At 66.7% G+C, this 19,040-nt stretch carries 16 protein-coding genes and 3 pseudogenes; 3 read left to right on the top strand and 16 right to left on the bottom strand.

Annotated elements, in window-relative coordinates; genetic code table 11:
- Positions 1-10: 10 nt before the first annotated feature.
- The 13 genes and pseudogenes from EIK80_RS18315 to secG form a co-directional block, all read right to left on the bottom strand.
- Complete coding sequence (locus EIK80_RS18315; RefSeq protein ID WP_125158454.1) at positions 11-1,480, bottom strand: DUF6880 family protein; 1,470 nt, start codon at positions 1,478-1,480, stop codon at positions 11-13.
- A gap of 20 nt (positions 1,481-1,500) precedes the next feature.
- A complete protein-coding gene (gene lpdA, locus EIK80_RS18320) occupies positions 1,501-2,901 on the bottom strand; it encodes a dihydrolipoyl dehydrogenase (protein WP_125158455.1) in 1,401 nt (466 codons plus the stop codon).
- An 83-nt stretch (positions 2,902-2,984) separates the two neighbouring features.
- Positions 2,985-3,461, bottom strand: coding sequence for a glutathione peroxidase (locus tag EIK80_RS18325; RefSeq protein ID WP_125158456.1), 477 nt, complete (start codon positions 3,459-3,461; stop codon positions 2,985-2,987).
- Between the two features lie 24 nt (positions 3,462-3,485).
- Entirely contained in the window at positions 3,486-4,778 is a 1,293-nt protein-coding gene (locus EIK80_RS18330; protein ID WP_125158457.1) for a pyruvate dehydrogenase complex dihydrolipoamide acetyltransferase, read from the bottom strand.
- A gap of 12 nt (positions 4,779-4,790) precedes the next feature.
- Positions 4,791-4,874 (bottom strand): annotated as a pseudogene (locus EIK80_RS26725) (aldehyde-activating protein); the annotation flags it as partial.
- Between the two features lie 406 nt (positions 4,875-5,280).
- Positions 5,281-6,642 (bottom strand): pyruvate dehydrogenase complex E1 component subunit beta, encoded by a 1,362-nt coding sequence (locus EIK80_RS18340; protein ID WP_125158459.1) that lies wholly within the window; start codon positions 6,640-6,642, stop codon positions 5,281-5,283.
- The gene (gene pdhA / locus EIK80_RS18345; RefSeq protein ID WP_125158460.1) at positions 6,639-7,670 is read right to left on the bottom strand and encodes a pyruvate dehydrogenase (acetyl-transferring) E1 component subunit alpha; all 1,032 of its coding nucleotides are present in this window, start codon (positions 7,668-7,670) and stop codon (positions 6,639-6,641) included. The genes EIK80_RS18340 and pdhA overlap by 4 nt, the downstream gene beginning before the upstream one ends.
- A gap of 166 nt (positions 7,671-7,836) precedes the next feature.
- Positions 7,837-8,139 carry a septum formation initiator family protein gene (locus EIK80_RS18350; RefSeq protein ID WP_099577786.1) on the bottom strand — a complete coding sequence of 101 codons (303 nt, stop codon included), beginning with the start codon at positions 8,137-8,139 and terminating at the stop codon, positions 7,837-7,839.
- 360 nt (positions 8,140-8,499) lie between these two features.
- A complete protein-coding gene (eno, locus tag EIK80_RS18355) occupies positions 8,500-9,780 on the bottom strand; it encodes a phosphopyruvate hydratase (protein ID WP_125158461.1) in 1,281 nt (426 codons plus the stop codon).
- Between the two features lie 115 nt (positions 9,781-9,895).
- Complete coding sequence (locus EIK80_RS18360; RefSeq protein ID WP_125158462.1) at positions 9,896-10,888, bottom strand: retropepsin-like aspartic protease; 993 nt, start codon at positions 10,886-10,888, stop codon at positions 9,896-9,898.
- A 122-nt stretch (positions 10,889-11,010) separates the two neighbouring features.
- Positions 11,011-11,193, bottom strand: a complete 183-nt coding sequence (rpmF, locus tag EIK80_RS18365; protein WP_010919589.1) for a 50S ribosomal protein L32 — start codon at positions 11,191-11,193, stop codon at positions 11,011-11,013.
- Positions 11,194-11,308: 115 nt separating this feature from the next.
- Positions 11,309-12,961 carry a CTP synthase gene (locus tag EIK80_RS18370; RefSeq protein WP_125158463.1) on the bottom strand — a complete coding sequence of 551 codons (1,653 nt, stop codon included), beginning with the start codon at positions 12,959-12,961 and terminating at the stop codon, positions 11,309-11,311.
- Between the two features lie 114 nt (positions 12,962-13,075).
- On the bottom strand, positions 13,076-13,615 hold the full coding sequence (gene secG / locus EIK80_RS18375; protein ID WP_125158464.1) for a preprotein translocase subunit SecG: 540 nt from the start codon (positions 13,613-13,615) through the stop codon (positions 13,076-13,078).
- 141 nt (positions 13,616-13,756) lie between these two features.
- Between secG and EIK80_RS18380 the strand changes: the two genes are divergently transcribed.
- The 3 genes and pseudogenes from EIK80_RS18380 to EIK80_RS27070 form a co-directional block, all read left to right on the top strand.
- On the top strand, positions 13,757-14,272 hold the full coding sequence (locus EIK80_RS18380) for a GNAT family N-acetyltransferase (RefSeq protein ID WP_125158465.1): 516 nt from the start codon (positions 13,757-13,759) through the stop codon (positions 14,270-14,272).
- A 41-nt stretch (positions 14,273-14,313) separates the two neighbouring features.
- Positions 14,314-14,411: pseudogene (locus EIK80_RS27065) on the top strand (hypothetical protein); the annotation flags it as partial.
- 198 nt (positions 14,412-14,609) lie between these two features.
- Positions 14,610-14,684: pseudogene (locus EIK80_RS27070) on the top strand (hypothetical protein); the annotation flags it as partial.
- Positions 14,685-14,908: 224 nt separating this feature from the next.
- Here EIK80_RS27070 and EIK80_RS26440 read toward each other — a convergent pair.
- The 3 genes from EIK80_RS26440 to mfd form a co-directional block, all read right to left on the bottom strand.
- Positions 14,909-15,046, bottom strand: coding sequence for a hypothetical protein (locus tag EIK80_RS26440; protein ID WP_199743533.1), 138 nt, complete (start codon positions 15,044-15,046; stop codon positions 14,909-14,911).
- A 5-nt stretch (positions 15,047-15,051) separates the two neighbouring features.
- Complete coding sequence (locus EIK80_RS18390; protein ID WP_125158466.1) at positions 15,052-15,507, bottom strand: DUF4126 family protein; 456 nt, start codon at positions 15,505-15,507, stop codon at positions 15,052-15,054.
- Positions 15,508-15,572: 65 nt separating this feature from the next.
- On the bottom strand, positions 15,573-19,040 hold the full coding sequence (gene mfd / locus EIK80_RS18395; protein ID WP_125158467.1) for a transcription-repair coupling factor: 3,468 nt from the start codon (positions 19,038-19,040) through the stop codon (positions 15,573-15,575).

Consider the following 19,040-nt stretch of genomic DNA (forward strand, 5'->3'; position numbering starts at 1 on the left):
GGCCGTCTCGCTAGAACGCGCTTCCCAGGGCCTCAAGCTCGGCGCGGAAGCCCTGCTTGCGGCCGTGCATGATGCGAAGGTCGGCCACGAAGGCCTGGTGATCGGGGTATTCTCCAAAGTCGCCGATCATGGCCGACAGCGACTCCGCTTCCAGAAGCTGGCGCGCGGCCTCGGCGTAGCGGGTGGCGACGCCGTAGGTCAGCACGTACTGGATCGAGGCGCGTAGTAGCAGCGTCGCGGCCATGGGATAGGCGCCTTCCAGGCGGCGCGCGGCCTCGGCCATCAGGGTGTCGTCGGCGCCGTTGATCTCGCCAGCGCGGGCCAGTACGAGGCGGGAGGCGGCCATCAGATCGGGCCACGAAACCAGGAACGCCAGCGCCCTGTCGAACTGCGGGAAGCGCTTGGCGACAGCCTTGGCCTGATCCTCCGCCTCGACGTCATCGAAGTCCGGCAGCCCCTTCAGATAGGCCCGCAGGCGCGGAATCGACAGCGTGCGCTCGAATTCCGCCCAGCGGCGTTTCTGGGCCTCCTCGTGGTGACCGGTGGCCTCAAGCGCGTCCAGCATGGCCTCTTCCCACGCAGCGCGTTCTTCCAGAGAACTCTGGTGGCGGCCGCGCTGCTCACCGGGTGCGCCGGCGTGCAGGGTCGCCAGAGCGTCCTCGGCGCGACCAGCCTCGAGCAGGCGGCGCGCGATCTCGGCCGAGACCAGCGGCGTGCGGCGCAGCTCCGGCGCGAAGGTCGCCTCGAAGGCGTCGACATCCCCGCTGGCGTCGGCCAGACGGCGTAGGGCGTCCTTGTAGATCGCGCTCTTGGCGTCGAAACCACTGGGCGGACGCGTCGCGCGCGCGGCCAGCAGTTTCTCCAGCGTTTCGCGGAGGTGGGTCTGCCCCTTCCCGCCCAGAGCAGGCGCCAGTGCGTTCACCAACGGGCCGAACTGGGCATAGTCGTCGCGGCGCAGCAGCGTGGCGATCCGGTCGGCCAGGGCGACAGGATCCGGCAGGGCCTGGGCGGCGATCGCGCCGACGCCGTCGCGAGCGGCCAGGAAAACGTCGCCAATCGGCCCCTCTGTTTGGCTCAGGCGGTTCAGGGTCGGCGTGGCCATGTCCAACAGGTCAAGCATCAGGCCGAGCGCGGCCGTGGCGTCTTCCTCGGCCAACCGCTCAATCATCTTGCGATGCAAATCCAGATCACGGGCGAAGGCCACGCGCTTGCGCCAGTGAATCCGCGCCTGGGATTTGCCGATCGTCGCCAGGCGCTTGGAGATTTCCAGCGCCAAGCCCTCCCTGCTCGCCTCGGCGAACAGCTCCAGCCGCAACACGCGCTTGACGTGGCTGTCGATGGAGAGGTCGAGCAGAATGGCGGCCAGACGCTCTGGACCCAGGTCCACCAGATTGGCCTCGGAAAGAGTCGTCTTCGACCCTTTCCGAGCCTTGGCAGGCTTGACCTTTTCCGCCGTCGTCGTCGCGGCCTTGCGCGCCATCCAGTGTCCTCGAACGAGGCCTAGATGTGCAGGACTCGGCCGTAGGCGTCCAGCGCGGCCTCGTGCATGGCTTCCGACATGGTCGGGTGGGCATAGACGATGCCGTGCAGGTCTTCCTCGGTGGCTTCCAGAGTGATGGCCGTGACGAAGCCCTGGATCATTTCCGTGACTTCGTGGCCGATCATGTGGGCGCCGATCAGCGCGCCGGTCTTGGCGTCGAACACGGTCTTCACGAAACCTTCGGTCTCGCCGGCGGCCACGGCCTTGCCGTTGACGCGGAAGGGGAAGCGGCCCGCCTTGACCTCGATGCCCGCCGCCTTGGCGCCGGCCTCGGTGTAGCCGACCGAGGCGACCTGCGGGTTGGCGTAGGTGCAGCCGGGGATCGGCGAGTGGACGTTGGGGGTCTTGTAGCCGGCGATGGCCTCCGCGGCGTGGATGCCCTCGTGGCTGGCCTTGTGCGCGAGCCAGGGCGCGCCGGCGATGTCGCCGATGGCGTAGAGGCCCGGGACGTTGGTCTTGCCATGCTTGTCGGTGACGGCGTGGCCGCGATCCAGATTCAGGCCGACGACGTCCAGGCCTTCGCTATTGGGGGCGATACCGACGGCGACGATGCACTTCTCGGCGGTCAGTTGCTCGATCTTACCGCCGACGTCGACCGTGACAGAGACGCCGTCCTTGGTCTTCTCGACCTTGCTGACCTTGGCGCCGACGCGGAACGTGATGCCGCGCTTCTCGAAGGCCTTCTGGGCGGCCTTGGAGACCTCGGCGTCCTCGACCGGCATGATGCGGTCCAGGGCCTCGACGACGGTCACCTCGGCGCCGAGGGCGCGATAGAAGCTGGCGAACTCGATGCCGATGGCGCCCGAGCCGATCACGACCAGCGACTTGGGCATGGTCTTGGGCGCCAGGGCGTCGCGGTAGGTCCAGATCTTGTCGCCGTCCGAAACCGCGCCGATGGCCGGAATCTCACGGGCGCGGGCGCCGCTGGCCAGGATGACGTTCTTGGCCTGGACCGTCCGGCTACCGCCGGCCTTCAGGGCGATGACGAGCTTGGGAGCCGGATCGCCCTTCTCCAGCTTGGCCTCGCCCTCGATGACCTCGATCTTGTGCTTCTTCATCAGGAAGGCGATGCCCGACGACATCTGCTTGGCGATCCCGCGCGAGCGCTCGACGATCTTGGGGAAATCGAACGACGGCTTTTCGACCGCCAAGCCGTAGTCGCTCAGGTGCGACAGCTGCTCATAGATCTCACCCGACTTCAGCAAGGCCTTGGTGGGAATGCAGCCCCAGTTCAGGCAGATGCCGCCCAGGTTCTCGCGCTCGACGATGGCCGTCTTCAGGCCCAGCTGGCTGGCGCGGATCGCGGCCACATAGCCGCCAGGACCGGCGCCGATGACGACGACATCGAATTCCGTGGACATGTTCATCTAACCCTAGCTTGGACGTCGTCCGTGGGAAGCCGGACGGCCTAGATCGATCGGCCCGCGGGCCGATCCGGGAGAAACTAAAGCAGCGCCTCGACCGCGACCTTGAGGTCTTCGGGTTTAACCGTGGGCGCGAACCGTTCGACGACCTCGCCGTCCTTGCCGATCAGGAACTTGGTGAAGTTCCATTTGATCGCCTCGGTGCCCAAGAGGCCCTTCTGTTCCTTCTTGAGGAAGCGATAGAGCGGATGGGCGTCGGCGCCGTTGACGTCGATCTTGCTCATCACGGGGAAAGTCACATCGTAGGTCAGCGAACAGAAGTTCGCGATCTCCTCGGCGTTTCCCGGCTCCTGAGCGCCGAACTGGTTGCAGGGGAAGGCCAGAATCGTGAAGCCGCGATCCTTGTGGCTCTTGTAGAGCGCCTCGAGACCTTCGTACTGAGGCGTGAACCCGCACTTGCTGGCGGTGTTCACGATCAGCAGCACCTGGCCGCGATAGTCGGCCAGGCTCACGTCCTGGCCGTCCAGCGTCTTGGCCGAATAGTCGTAGACCGACATGTTCGCCTCCAGCCCTGAACCGGATCAAACGATCAGGGTCAGCGGCTCTTCGATCAGCGGCTTGAAGGCCGCCAGGAACTTGGCGCCGATGGCTCCGTCGACCACGCGGTGATCGCAGGTCAGGGTCACGGTCATCACGGTCGCCACGGCCAGTTGGCCATCCTTGACCACCGGACGCTGCTCGCCGGCTCCGACGCTCATGATCGCGCCCTGCGGCTCGTTGATGATCGAGGCGAACGCCTTGATGCCGAACATGCCGAGATTGCTGACCGAGAAGGTGCCGCCCTGGAATTCCTCGGGCTTCAGCTTCTTGGACTTGGCGCGAGCGGCCAGATCCTTCACCTCCGCCGAGATCTGGGCCAGGCCCTTGGTCTCGGCGGCGCGGACGATCGGCGTGATCAGGCCGCCGTCGATGGCCACGGCCACGGCGATGTCGGCGTGCTTGTGCATGGCGATACCTTCCGGCGTGTAGGAGGCGTTGGCCTCCGGAACGCGCTTCAGGGCCACGGCCACGGCCTTGATGATGATGTCGTTGACCGACACCTTCACGCCCTGACCTTCCAGCAGGTGATTGATCTTGGCGCGCGCGGCCAGCAGGGCGTCGATCTCCAGATCGATCGTCAGCGGGAAGTGCGGCACGTCGCGGAAGCTGTCGGTCAGGCGGCGCGCGATCGTCTTGCGCATGCCGTCCAGCGGGATTAGGTCGTAGGAGCCGGCGGGGATGCCCATTTGCTCCAGCGACTGGACCTTGCGCGGCTCGGCGGCCGGAGCGGCGGCGGGCGCCAAAGCCGGCGCAGCCTTGACGGCAGGAGCAGCGCCCGACTTGGCGGCTTCGACGTCAGTCTTGACCACGCGGCCGTGCGGACCGGTGCCCTTGATGCTCTTCAGGTCGAGGCCAGCCGCCGAAGCCAGACGGCGGGCCAGCGGCGAGGCGAAGACACGCGAGCCGTCAGCGGCGACCGGAGCGGCCGGCGCGGGAGCGGCAGGAGCTGTAGCAACGGGAGTCGGAGCGGCGGCTGGAGCCACGGCGGCGGCCTTCGGCGCTTCGGCCTTCGGAGCCGGCGCGGGGCTGTCGCCCTCGCCCGCCAGCTTGGCGATCAGGGCGTTGACCTTGACGTTCTCGGCGCCAGCAGGGACCAGGATCGCCTCGACGACGCCTTCGTCGACGGCTTCGACTTCCATCGTCGCCTTGTCGGTCTCGATCTCGGCGATCACATCGCCGGCCTTGACGGTGTCGCCGACCTTGACGTGCCACTTGGCGAGGGTTCCCTCCTCCATGGTGGGCGACAGGGCGGGCATCAGGATGTCGATCGACATTGAGCTTCTTCCTCAAGCGTTCGGGACGGCTTCGACCAAGGTGGTCGGCGTCCATTTGGCCTTGCGACGGGCAAGGCGTTGTTCGTCCGTTTCGTCGTGGCTGTCCAGCCGTTCGGGCGTTCGATCCTCGAAGCCCGGAAGGTCGGCGCCCACGACGTTCAGCGTCGCATAGGCCCGGCCGTCGTCTTCGATCATCGCCGCGATATAGCAAGCGCACTCGCGGCAGATCAGGAAGTCCACGGCGCGGCGGCCGAACCGGTAGCGATGCAGCGATCCGGGCGCGGCCGTGATGTGCAGCCGGCTGTCCGGAGAGCTGGTCGTCCGCGCGCCCTGTCGACGGCAGAAGCCGCATTGGCAGGCGCGGACCGGCAGCTCGTCCAGGGGCTTGCCCGGTTCGAGCTGCACATGCACCGCGCCGCAATGGCAGGAGCCGTTCAGGACCGTCATCAGAGCGCCCTCGCCCGCTCACACGCGCTGAAGCCAGAGTGAGCGGGCATCGGGATCACTTGTAGCTGACCGCCTTGGCCGCCTTGACGATCTTGTCGACCGAAGGCAGCGACAGGGCTTCCAGATTGGCCGCGTACGGGAGCGGCACGTCTTCCTGGTGAACCCGTAGCGGCGGGGCGTCCAGGTAGTCGAAGCCGAACTCCGTGATGCGGGCGACGATCTCGGCGCCGACGCCCATCGGGCCCCAACCTTCCTCGACCGTGACCAGACGGTTGGTCTTCTTGACGCTTTCCAGGACGGTGGCGTGGTCCATCGGGCGGATCGTGCGCAGGTCGACGACCTCGGCCGAAATGCCTTCCTTCTCCAGCTCCTCGGCCGCCTTAAGCGCGAAGCCGACCATGCGGCTGTAGGCCACCAGCGTCACGTCCGAGCCTTCGCGACGGACCTTGGCCTTGCCGATCGGCACGACCCAGTCCTCGACGTCCGGAATGTCGAACTCGTGGCCGTACATCATCTCGTGTTCGAGGAAGACGACCGGATTCGGATCGCGGATCGCGGCCTTCAGCAGCCCCTTGGCGTCGGCGGCGTCGTAAGGAGCGATGACCTTCAGGCCCGGGACGTTGCCGTACCAGGCGGCGTAGTCCTGGCTGTGCTGGGCGCCGACGCGCGAGGCCGCGCCGTTGGGGCCGCGGAACACGATCGACGACTTGATCTGGCCGCCCGACATGTAGAGCGTCTTGGCGGCCGAGTTGATGATGTGGTCGATCGCCTGCATGGCGAAGTTCCAGGTCATGAACTCGACGATCGGCTTCAGCCCGGCCATCGCCGCGCCGACGCCCATGCCGGCGAAGCCGTGCTCGGTGATCGGGGTGTCGATGACGCGCTTGTCGCCGAACTCCTGCAGCAGTTCGCGGCTGACCTTGTACGCGCCCTGGTACTGGGCGACTTCCTCGCCCATCAGGAAGACGCGGTCGTCCTTGCGCATCTCTTCGGCCATGGCGTCGCGCAGGGCGTCGCGGACCGTGATCTTCTTCATCGGCGTGCCGGCCGGGATTTCCGGGTCGGCGAAGGTCGAGGCGGCCGAGATCGGACCGCCGGCAGCCGGGGCCGCCGCCACGGGAGCCGGAGCGGCTTCAGCGGCGGGAGCCGGGACCGGAGCGGCCGGAGCCGCGGCTTCGCCCTCGCCCTTCAGGCGCGCGATCAGGGTGTTGACCTTGACGTTCTCGCTGCCGGCCGGAACCAGGATGGCTTCCACCACGCCTTCGTCGACGGCTTCGACTTCCATCGTCGCCTTGTCGGTCTCGATCTCGGCGATCACGTCACCGGCCTTGATGGTGTCGCCTTCCTTGACGAGCCACTTGGCCAGGGTGCCTTCCTCCATCGTGGGGGAAAGCGCGGGCATCAGGATGTCCGTCACTCGGCGGCCTCCAGGTAGACGTCGGTATACAGTTCCGAGGGATCAGGCTCGGGGCTCGTGCGAGCGAACTCGGCGGCCTCGGCGACAATGCGCTTCACGTCCGCGTCGACGCCCTTCAGGTCGTCCTCGGTGACGCCAGCCGCGGCCAGGCGTTCCTTGATGTGGTCGATCGGGTCGCGGGTCGTCTTGACCTCGTCGACCTCTTCCTTGGTGCGGTACTTGGCCGGGTCCGACATCGAGTGACCACGATAGCGATAGGTCTTCATCTCAAGGATGTAGGGACCCTGGCCGCTGCGGGCGTGCTCGGTGGCGCGGGCGCCGGCCTCGCGGACGGCGACAACGTCCATGCCATCGACTTCCTCGCCCGGAATGCGGAACGACGTGCCGCGCTTGTGGAACGCGGTTTCCGAGGCGGCGCGCTCGACGCTGGTGCCCATGGCGTACTGGTTGTTCTCGATCACGTACACGACCGGCAGCTTCCACAGCTGGGCCATGTTGAAGCTCTCGTAAACCTGGCCCTGGTTGGCCGCGCCGTCGCCCATATAGGCGTACGAGACCTTGCCGTTGCCCTTGTAGTGATTGGCCAGCGCCAGACCGGTGCCGAGCGCCACCTGGGCGCCGACGATGCCGTGGCCGCCGTAGAAGCCCGCTGCGATATCGAACATGTGCATCGACCCGCCCTTGCCCTTGGACGAGCCACCGGCGCGGCCGGTCAGTTCGGCCATGACCTCGCGGGGATCCATGCCGGCGGCCAGCATGTGGCCGTGGTCACGGTAGCCCGTGATGATCTGGTCGCCCTCCTGCGAAATCGACTGCATGCCGACCGCGATGGCTTCCTGACCGATGTAGAGGTGGCAGAAGCCGCCGATCAGGCCCATGCCGTACAACTGGCCGGCGCGCTCCTCGAAGCGGCGGATCAGCAGCATGTCCTGATAGAATTTCAGGAGTTCGTCTTTCCCGACGAAAGCGTTGACACCGGTGTCTACCGCCTTCCCCGCCGAGGCCTCAGCCTTGCGCGTACGCGCCATTCAAATCTCCCTGGCCAATCTTCATCGCGGCCTTCGTCCTGAGGGCGCCACCCGCCGAAAAATCGTCGGTTCCGCGTAGGAAACGCCCTGGTCTCTCGCCAAGATCAATCCGGGATCGAGGTGATCCGCGAACCGACCAGCAGCCAATTCCAGAATAGGCGACCCGTCAGCTCGGACGCTTGACGCGGATCACATAGTCCCTCGGGTCGGCATATCCTAGAAGGGAGCGCGCGCGCTCCTCCAGGAGATCAGCCGACAGACTGCCGTTGCGTAATAGACGAGCACGGGCCTCAAGGTCCATCCTCTCCGCGCGTATCTTCCTGAGTTCCTTTGTTTTTGCTGCGAGGTCCGCGTTGCGCTGCGAGATAGACAGCAGGCCTCGATCACCTGTCAGAGCGTGAAAGGCGAAGTAGAAAATCAGGAAAAAGATCGCCGCGGTCGGCAGGAAGGGTTGCAGTCGGGCGAACATCTCAAGGCCCCAGAGAGGGATTCGTAGGATCGCCGACCGTGCTTAACGCCTTCTAAATCCAGGCGTTGAGCAGGGTCTTTGACAGCTCGCCAAGCAGGCGAACGATGCTTTCACGTGAGATCGTTTCACACGCATCTAGATACCGCGCCGCCGAAGCTATTTCGCGACCGCGAACAGCGAGCAATTGGTCTCGTTTGAAACCACTGCCGGGCTTTTAGAAAATTTGTGGGTTAACGCGGTCGCGGACCAGGGGAACACGTCCGACCGTCGGCCCGGTGGCGAGAATCGCGCCCGAAAAAGCAAATGGCGCGGCCCCCGTTGGAAGCCGCGCCTTCGCGAATTTCGACGATCTGAAGAGCCCTACCGGCCCTTCAGCGCCGCGCGGCCCGCGTAGACGCCTTGGTCGTCCAGCATCTCCTCGATGCGCAGCAGTTGGTTGTACTTGGCGGTGCGGTCGGAGCGGGCCAGCGAGCCGGTCTTGATCTGACCGCAGTTCAGCGCGACGGCCAGGTCGGCGATCGTGCTGTCCTCGGTTTCGCCCGAGCGATGGCTCATGACGCTTGTATAGCCATGGCGGTGGGCCAGATCGACGGCGTCGATGGTTTCCGACAGCGTGCCGATCTGGTTGACCTTCACCAGGATCGAGTTAGCCAAGCCCTTGTCCAGGCCCATCTGCAGGCGCTTGGGGTTGGTGACGAACAGGTCGTCGCCGACCAGCTGGACCTTCTTGCCGAGGGTGTCGGTCAGCAGCTTCCAGCCGTCGAAGTCGTCCTCGGCCATGCCGTCCTCGATCGACAGGATCGGGAACTTCGAGACGAGACCGGCCAGGTAGTCGACCATCTGGGCCGGGTCGAGCGACTTGCCCTCGCCCTCCAGCTCGTACTTGCCGTTCTTGAAGAACTCGGTCGAGGCCACGTCCAGGCCCAGGACGAAGTCCTCGCCGGCCTTGTAGCCGGCCTTCTCACCGGCCTTGACGATGAAGTCGAGCGCGGCTTCGGCCGAGGCCAGGTTCGGGGCGAAGCCGCCCTCGTCGCCGACGTTGGTATTATGGCCGGCGTCCTTCAGCGCCTTCTTCAAGCTGTGGAAGATCTCGGCGCCCATGCGCAGACCTTCGCGGAAGCTCAAGGCGCCGGTCGGCAGGATCATGAATTCCTGGATGTCGATCGGATTGTCGGCGTGGGCGCCGCCGTTGATGATATTCATCATCGGGGTCGGCAGCACGCGGGCGTTCACGCCGCCGACATACTTGTAGAGTGGCTGGCCGGCAGACTCGGCGGCGGCCTTGGCCGTGGCCAGCGAGACGCCCAGGATGGCGTTGGCGCCCAGGCGGGCCTTGTTCGGGGTGCCGTCCAGTTCGATCAGCAGGTTGTCGACGCGGCGCTGGTCCTCGGCGTCAACGCCCGACAGGGCGTCGAAGATCTCGCCGTTGACCGCGTCCACGGCCTGCAGGACGCCCTTGCCCAGATAGCGGGCCTTGTCGCCGTCACGCTTCTCGTTGGCCTCGTGAGCCCCAGTCGAGGCGCCCGACGGCACCGCGGCGCGGCCGAAGGCGCCGTCGTCCAGGATCACGTCGACTTCGACGGTCGGGTTGCCCCGGCTGTCGAGAATTTCGCGGGCGATGATGTCGACGATCTCGGTCATGGGCTGCTCCTAGAGGCCAAAAGGCGCGCCCGCCTTTAGCCGCCAAGCGTCGCGGGCGCAACTTGCCTTGCCCTCGACAGGCGCGGATCACCGGTCACAACGGCTGAAACGCGCGTCAGACGTTGTAGATCGGCGTCAGGCCGTTCCTCTGGCCCAGCTTGAACAGGACCCGGTCCGAGCCGAAGTCGAGCTCGACCTTGGCGAACAGCTTCAGCACGTCCGCGCCCAGCAAGGCCGCCGGTCGGTGGTTCAGCGACCAGACGTCGAAGATGTGCACGTCAGCGAAGGCCATCGGGATGTTGGTCAGATGCAGATTGCCCATGGTGATCGACGGCACGACGCGGAACTCGCCCAGATAGACCTCGCCGCCGGCCGTCAGCAGGCGGGCGGGCTTGACGAGGTCCGACGCGCGGCGCCGCTTGGCGGCGATCGCCCGCTGCAGGGCCATGTTTCCAATCGATATGCCGCCACCGGAATCGATGAAGGCCACCGAGCGCGTGCCGGCGATCCGAGCGTCGGTCAGGGTCAGGCGCCCGAAGCGGGCGTCGGCCGGCACCGACACCTCGTCGGCCTTGCGAGTCATTTCCGAGAAGAACTGGCTGCGACGGATCAGCAGCTTCCGCTTGCGGAAGTCCATGACGACGTTGCGCCGGTCCAGGATGTCGACGCCCAGCAGGCCGTCCGCCCCGACGCGTTCATAGGGAAGCACCGGCAGGACCGCCGCGCCCAACCGGGCTTCGCCGGCCCGCATGCTGTCGATCCGCGCCGTCGGACTGGTGATCGCGCTGGAGATTCCGTGGATGAGGATCTGCGGACCCGCCGGCAGGTTCAGCTTCTCGGCGACGGCCGGAGTCAGCACGCTGCGCCCTGCCCCGGTGTCCACGACGAAGTTGAAAGGCCCCTGCCCGTTGATCTCGACCTCCACGGTGAGGCGGTCATCGTCGTCCAGCGAGGCGTCCAGGATCAGCACCGGATCGTCCGGCGGCGCAGGCGTTGTCGCTGGAGGCAGGCTCTGATTGACGGAAACGGGGGTTATGGCCTCGGCCATGGCCGATGACGCCGCCAGTGAAATCCCCAGTCCCGCCGTGATGTTCCGACGTGTGAGCATGGGCGTACCTCCCAGCTCGGAGGCTAGCACCGTTTTTTGCGCGTACGACGAAAATACGACGAAAAACGCCGCCTGGGCGAACCGGGCGGCGTTTTCGAAATCGTCACTGACGAAAGGAGACCTTAGTCTTCCTTCGGCGTCAGGATCTGCTTGCCGTTGTACATGCCGGTCTTCAGATCGACATGGTGCGGACGGCGCAGCTCGCCGGTGTCCTTGTCCTCGATGAACGAGTTGGCGCCCAGGGCGTGGTGCGACCGGCGCATGTTCCGGCGAGAAGGCGAAGTTTTTCTTTTAGGAACGGCCATCGAAGTGACTCTGCTCGTTGAGCGTGAAAATCGAGAGCGGCGACTCGGGGGTGCCCAGGTCGCCGCGTGAGGGCGCGCTTATGCCCGAATCTCTTCGGAGATGCAACAGCGTGCTTCAGACCAGTCGACCATGCTCCTTGGCCGCCGCGATGAAGCTGGCGAAAAGCGGGTGTGGCGCGAACGGGCGGCTCTTCAGTTCCGGGTGATACTGCACCCCGATGAACCACGGATGGTCTTCCCGCTCGACGATCTCGGGCAGCACGCCGTTGGGCGAGCGGCCGGTCAGCTTCAGGCCGGCGTCCTCCATCAGGTGGGCGTAGCCGATATTGACCTCGTAGCGGTGCCTGTGGCGCTCGCTGATCTCGGTCGAGCCATAGATCTGCGCGACCTTCGAGCCGGCCGTCAGGACGGCCTCGTAGGCCCCCAGGCGCATGGTGCCGCCCAGGTCGTCGTTGGCGCGGCGCTGGACGGTCTCGTTCCCCTTGATCCACTCGGTCATGATGCCGACCACGGGACGCTCGGTGGGGCCGAACTCGGACGAGCTGGCGTCCTTGATGCCGGCGACGTTCCGCAGGGTCTCGATGACCGCCATCTGCATGCCGAAGCAGATGCCGAAGTACGGCACCTTGCGCTCCCGGGCGAACTGGGCCGCGCGGATCTTGCCCTCCGCGCCCCGCTCGCCGAAGCCGCCGGGCACCATGATGGCGTGGGCGTTCTCCAGGCGGGCCGCGGCCGCGCCCTCGTCGCCCTCGAAGGTCTCGCTCTCGACCCAGTCGAGGTTGACCTTGACCTTGTTGGCCAGGCCGCCGTGGTGCAGGGCCTCGATCAGCGACTTATAGGCGTCCTTCAGCACCGTGTACTTGCCGACCACGGCGATGGTGACCTCGCCGTCGGGATGCTGGACGGTCTCGTCGATGGTCTTCCAGCGCGTCAGGTCCGGGGCCGGCGCATCGCTCATGCCGAAGACGTCGAGGACCTCGGCGTCCAGGCCCTGCTCGTGATAGTCGATCGGCACGGCGTAGATGGACGAAGAGTCCATCGCCTGGATGACCGCGCTGGGGCGGACATTGCAGAACTGGGCGATCTTGCGCTTTTCCTCGGCCGGGATCTCCTGCTCGCAACGGCAGAGCAGGATGTCCGGCTGGATCCCGATCGAGCGCAGTTCCTTGACCGAGTGCTGGGTCGGCTTGGTCTTCATCTCGCCGGCGGTCTTGATGAACGGCAGCAGGGTCAGGTGCAGGTAGCAGCTCTGGCCGCGCGGCAGGTCCTGGCGCAGCTGGCGGATGGCTTCGAAGAACGGCAGCCCCTCGATGTCGCCGACCGTGCCGCCGATCTCGACCAGCACGAAGTCGACCGGCTTCTTGCCCGTCTCATCCATGGCGGGCGACAGGACGAAATCCTTGATCTCGTTGGTGACGTGCGGAATCACCTGGACGGTCGCGCCGAGATAGTCGCCGCGACGCTCCTTCTCGATGATCGTCTTGTAGATCTGGCCCGTCGTGATGTTGTCGGCCTTCTTGGCCGACACGCCGGTGAAGCGCTCGTAGTGGCCCAGGTCGAGGTCGGTCTCCGCCCCGTCGTCGGTCACGAAGACCTCGCCGTGCTGATACGGGCTCATCGTGCCCGGATCGACGTTGAGATAGGGGTCGAGCTTCCGAAGGCGGACCGTGTAGCCGCGTGCTTGCAGCAGCGCGCCGAGCGCCGCCGAGGCCAGACCCTTGCCAAGCGAGGAAACCACGCCGCCGGTGATGAAAATGTACCGCGTCATGGGCGATCAGATTACCCGTGATTCGACGACGCCGGTGAAAAGACCTGCGTTCATCAACAAGATTAAACCCCCGAGGTCGCCCTCGGGGGTCAGTGGAAGACCGTCTTGGGACGGTTATTGTTGTTTGGGCTGTTCCGCCGGCGGGGCCGCGACCGTGGGGGCCGGGGTGGCGGCGGCCGGCTTTTCAGCCGGTTTGGCGGGCGCCTTGGCCGCGGGCTTGGGGGCCGACGGGGTCGGCGCCAGCAGCGCGGGTTGCGCGGCGGCCGGGGCCGGCGTGTTGATCTGCGGAGTCGGAGCCTGGATGGCGCCGGGCTGGCTGTCCGGCGAGGCCGGCAGCGAGTTCAGCGACCCGGGCGGCGGGGTCGGCGCGGCGTTCAGGGTCTTGGCGTCCAGGCCCTTGACCTGGTCGGCTACTGAACCGCCGGTATTGGCGCGTCCCGTGAGGATGGTCAGGGTCAGGCTGATCAGCAGGAAGACCGAGAACAGAATCCAGGTGATGCGGGTCAGCAGGTCACCGGCGCCGCGGGCGGTCATGAAGCCCGTGTTGCCGCCGCCCATACCCAGCGCGCCGCCTTCGGAGCGCTGCATGAGCACCACCCCGATCAGACAGAGGCAGACGACGATATTGATGGCCAGCAGGACGCCGATAAGCATGTGGAATGTATTCTCGATCCGGGCGCGGGCGAAATGCCGCGTTAAAAACGAAGCGGCCCCTCTACCACTAGCGAGCGCTCCGCGCCATAGCTGGGAAGCGCGCCGCCAAACGCAACCCTGAAAGCCAGATCGTCGGACCGCATGATCCTTGAGACCGAACGCCTGACCCTCGCTCCGCTGACGATCGACGATGCGCCCCTGATCTATCCGTTCCTCAGCGATGCGGAGGTGATGTCCAACCTCGATCAGGAGCCGATCGAGGACCCGGACGAGGTGGCCACCCGCGTCGCCGCCCAGGTGGACGAGATGGCCGCCGGCGACGCCGCCTACTGGAGCATCCGCCACACCGTGAGCGGCGCGTACCTCGGCTATTGCGAGTTCATCGACATCGACCGGCGCCATGAGCGAGCGGAGATTCGCTTCGTCATCGACCGCAAGGGCTGGGGCCAGGGCTTCGGCGCCGAGGCGGTCAGCGCCCTCCTCGCCCATGCCGCCGGCGGCGGCCTCAAGAGCTTGGTGGCCAGCATCCATGTCGGCGACAATCGCGCCGAGCGCCTGCTGGAGAAGCTGGGCTTCAAGGCCGAGGGCTACCTGAAGGGCGCGGTGCACCGGGATGGCGAGCGGCGGGATCGACGGCTGTACGGTCTGCGGCTCTAGGCCCACACCTCCGCCGCTTCACGCGATCGCTCGCTGAAGGCGTGGAAAGGGATGCGGAGCGCCGGACGACGTCCGGAAGAACTGGATAAATACCGTTTCGACGAAGCCCGACGCTCCGCGCGATCGTTATCCGGAAGCGTGACGCCGTGATGCTGTTCGCACCCCGACATCCCTGAAGCCTCCGACGGGCGGGTCAGGCCGCGTGGCCCGATCCCGGATGCGGCTGTTTCCAGCCGCCTGTCGCCTCTTCGGCCCGACATCCCACGTCGTTTCTGTGTTCCAGGGCCGACCGCCGCCAGAGGGATGCAGTTGCGGAGTTTCCCCCGCGCCGAAGAGCGCGCCCGCTCGACCGCCCCCCGCCGCCGCAAATGGTCGCTGGCCATGCGCCCCTTCCTCGCGACGAGGTGGGTAGAGAATACGGCAGGTTTCGGAGCCGGGGACGCAAGGGCGTGAATGCTCATCGAACACCCTTCTCCCTTGCGGATGAAGGTGGCCGCCGAAGGCGGTCGGATGAAGAGCTACACAGGCTAACTCGTTGCGCTGAAACGCTAATCCGGCAGGCCGATTACCCCTCCTACGGACCACCGTCTCCCGCAAGGGAGACGGAGAAACGCCCGCGCTTAGACGGGATTTGAGCTAGTCGGCGACGCCGCCGCGCAGCGGATCCTCGCCGTCCAGCGCCTCGATGTGCTCGCGTTGACGACGTACGCCTTCCACTTGCTCGGGCGACGGCTTGGGCGGCTCCCGCTCGGGCGGTTCATGCTTCTCGGCCATCGCGGTCAACGCCCCGGCAGAGCGCGCGTCACCAGTTGCGCGGCGCCGATGGTCAGCGCGTCCTCGACCAGACCGCTGGGCGTCTGACCGAAGTGGCGGATGGCCTTCATGCGGGCGTGGAAGGTCACATAGGACGCCGCCACCGCCGCGCCGGCGCCCAGGGCGGCGCCGAGATATCTCTGGCGTTTCGGCGCCAAGGCCGCGCCCGCCAGGCCACCCGTGACGAGCCGCGCGAGAATGCCCGCCAGCACGATGCGGTCCGGGGCCGAGGGCAGCTTGTCGCCCCACAGCTCGCCGGCCGCCAGCGCCTTGGAGCCGGCCGCCATCCATGGACTGCCCAGCCAGGACGGCGCGCCATTGTCGGCCGGTAGGCGGCCACTATGCGCGGCCTCGCTGACCGCGGCCAGCGGCGTCATCGAACGGGAACCCGCCGACAGGCCGATGAGGATGGATCTCAGCATTCCGGCGCTTCCTTCCGATAAACCTACCGGAAGACAACCCCTCCTCGCCCGATTTGATCCCGCGCCTACTCCTTGGCCAGCCTGGCCAGCACCGTGAGGATCTTCTCGGCCGCGTCAAGGCGCTGGGCCGGGGTGTCCCACTCGCCCTTGACCACCACCTTCTGGTCGGGACGCACCTTCCAGATCAGGTTGTTCTTGCCGACGTACTGCATCAGCCCAAGCGGGTTGGCGTAACTATCATTCCTGAAACTGGCCACCGCGCCCTTGGGCCCGACGTCGATCTTGGCGACATTGGCCTCGCGGCACAGGCCCTTGATGGCGACGACCTTGAGCAAGCTGTCGGTCTCGGGCGGCAGCGGGCCGAAGCGGTCGATCATCTCGGCGGCCAGGGCTTCACGATCGGCGGCCTGCTCGGCGTCGGACAGGCGGCGATAGAGCGACAGGCGCACGTTCAGATCGGGAACATACTCGTCGGGGATCATCACGGCCGCGCCGGTGTTGATCTGCGGCGACCAACCCCGGTCTTCCAGCAAGGCCTCCTGACCCTGGCGCTGGCGCAACTCGGCGACGGCGTCTTCCAGCATCTGCTGATAGAGCTCGACGCCGATCTCCTTGATGTGGCCGCTCTGCTCGTCGCCGAGGAGGTTGCCGCCGCCGCGCTGGTCCAGGTCGTGGCTGGCCAGCTGGAAACCGGCGCCCAGGCTGTCCAGGGACTGCAACACCTGCAGGCGCTTCTCGGCTGAAAGGGTCAGGGACTTTTCGACCGGCGTGGTCAGATAAGCGTAGGCGCGGGCCTTGGAGCGACCGACTCGGCCCCGGATCTGATAGAGCTGGGCCAGGCCGAACATGTCGGCGCGGTGGACGATCAGGGTGTTGGCCGACGGGATGTCGAGGCCGCTCTCCACGATCGTGGTCGCGAGCAGCACATCGTACTGACCTTCGTAGAAGGCCGTCATCACGTCTTCCAGCTGGGTAGCCGCCATCTGGCCGTGGCCGACGACGTACTTCACCTCGGGCACCTGGGTGCGAAGGAATTTCTCGATGTCCTCCAGGTCCTTGATGCGCGGCACGACGTAGTAGGACTGGCCGCCCCGGTACTTCTCGCGTAGCAGCGCCTCGCGCAGGGTCACCGGGTCGAACGGACTGATGTAGGTCCGCACCGCCAGGCGGTCGACGGGCGGGGTGGCGATGATCGACATCTCGCGGATGCCCGACAGCGCCATCTGTAGGGTGCGCGGGATCGGCGTGGCGGTCAGGGTCAGCATGTGCACGTCGGCGCGAAGCTCCTTGAGCTTCTCCTTGTGCTTGACCCCGAAGTGCTGCTCCTCGTCGACGATGACCAGGCCCAGGTCCTTGAACGACACCTGCTTGGACAGGATGGCGTGGGTGCCGACCACGATCTCTAGCTGGCCGTTGGCCAGGCCCTCGCGGGTCTCGGCGGCTTCCTTGCCGGTGACCAGGCGCGACAGGCGCGTGACCTTGACCGGCCAGCCCTGGAAGCGGTCCTTGAAGGTCTTGTAGTGCTGGCGGGCCAGCAAAGTGGTCGGGCAGACCACGGCGACCTGCTTGCCGCTCATCGCCACCACGAAGGCCGCGCGTAGCGCCACTTCGGTCTTGCCGAAGCCGACGTCGCCGCAGATCAGGCGGTCCATCGGCTTGCCGGACGACAGGTCCTCCAGCACGTCGTGGATGGCGCTGAGCTGGTCGTCCGTCTCCTCGTAGGGGAAGCGGGCGCAGAACTCGTCGAACACGCCGTGCGGCGGGTCGGTCGACTCGACGGACTTGAGCTGGCGGGCGGCGGCGATCTGGATCAGGCCCTCGGCCATGACCCGCAGCCGTTCCCTGGCCTTGGCCTTGCGGCCCTGCCAGGCGGCACCGCCCAGCTTGTCCAGCTGCACGGTCTCGGGATCCGAGGCGCCGTAGCGGGTCAGCAGATCGATGTTTTCGACCGGCAGGTACAGCTTGGCCTCGCCGCCATAGAGCAAATCGAGGCAGTCGTGCGGCGCGCCCTGAACGTCGAGGGTCTTCAGGCCCTCGTAACGGCCGATGCCGTGATCGATGTGGACGACGAGGTCGCCCGGCGTCAGGGCGCTGGCCTCGGCCAGGAAGTTGGCCGCGCGGCGCTTCTTGCGCGGGCGGGCCAGACGATCGCCGAGAATGTCGGTCTCGGAGATGACGGCCAGGCTATCGGTCTCGAAGCCGTGGTCCAGCGGCAGCACGACGCGCTGCGGGATCTTCGGATCGTTGGCCTTGGCCGCCTGCCAATAGGCGGCATAGGGAACCTTCTTGAGGCCGTGGTCGGCCAGCATGGTCCCAAGACGCTCTGACGAGCCCTCGGACCACGAGCCGAACAGCACGCGCTTGCCGGCGGCGGCCAGGGCCTTGGCGTGATCGGCGGTGGCCTCGAACAGGTTGACGCTGTCCTGGGCCCGCTCGGCGGCGAAGGCGCGGCCCAGCTTGGCCCCCATGTCGACGACGTCCAGCCCCTGGGGCTGGAACGGGGTGAACAGGCGATGGGCGCGGTCGGCGAGCTCACGATCCCACTCGGCGGCGGTCAGGTAGAGCGCCTGCGGCGCCAGCGGGCGGTAGGCCGACTTGCGGTCGGCGCTGGCGCGGGCCTCGTAGGCGTCCAGGATCATCGACAGGCGCTCGTCGCGAGCCTCGGTCGTCTGATGGTCGACGCCGATCAGCGCGCCGGCCGGCAGATAGTCGAACAGGCTGGACATCCGCTCATAGAACAGCGGCAGCCAGTGCTCGAGCCCGGCGCGGCGGCCGCCCTCGCTGACGGCGGCGTACAGCGGATCATCGCCGGGCGCGCCAAACGCCGCGACATAGCCCTTGCGGAAGCGCGAGATGCCGTCGGCGTCCAGCAGGGCCTCGCTGACCGGCAGCAGGTCGATGTCCTTAAGCTGCTTGGTCGAGCGCTGGGTCTCGGGGTCGAAGGCGCGGATGCTCTCCAGCGTATCGCCGAACAGGTCCAGGCGCACCGGCTCCTCGGCGGCCGGCGGATAGACGTCGATGACGCCGCCGCGGATCGCGAACTCGCCGCGCTCGGAAACGGTGGAGGCGCGGGCATAGCCGTTGACGGCGAAATAGCGCTCCAGGTCCTTGATATCGACGACATTGCCGACCTTGGCCGAATACGAGGCGCGCAGCAGCACCTCCTTGGTCGGCACGCGCTGCAGCAGGGCCGGCGCGGGCAGGACGAGAATGGCGGGCTTCGTCTCGCCCAGACCTCGAGCCAGGCGCGACAGGGTCGCCATCCGCGTGGCCGAGACGCCCGAGGACGGACCGATGCGATCGTAAGGCAGGCAGTCCCACGAGGGCAGCAGCACCGCCTCGATCTCGGGGGCGAAAAACTTCAGGGCGTCAACGAAGGCGTTGGCGCGGGCGGTGTCTCGGGCCACGAACGCGGTCAGGCCGCCCCGCGCCCGGGCGATGTCGGCCATCACCAGCGCGTCGAAGCCCTCCGGCGCGCCGGCCAGGGTCAGGCCGCCGGCGGCCTTGGCGATCTGCTTTAAATCGTAGGCCAT

It is taken from the genome of Caulobacter sp. 602-1 (assembly GCF_003931565.1).
Taxonomy (GTDB): domain Bacteria; phylum Pseudomonadota; class Alphaproteobacteria; order Caulobacterales; family Caulobacteraceae; genus Caulobacter.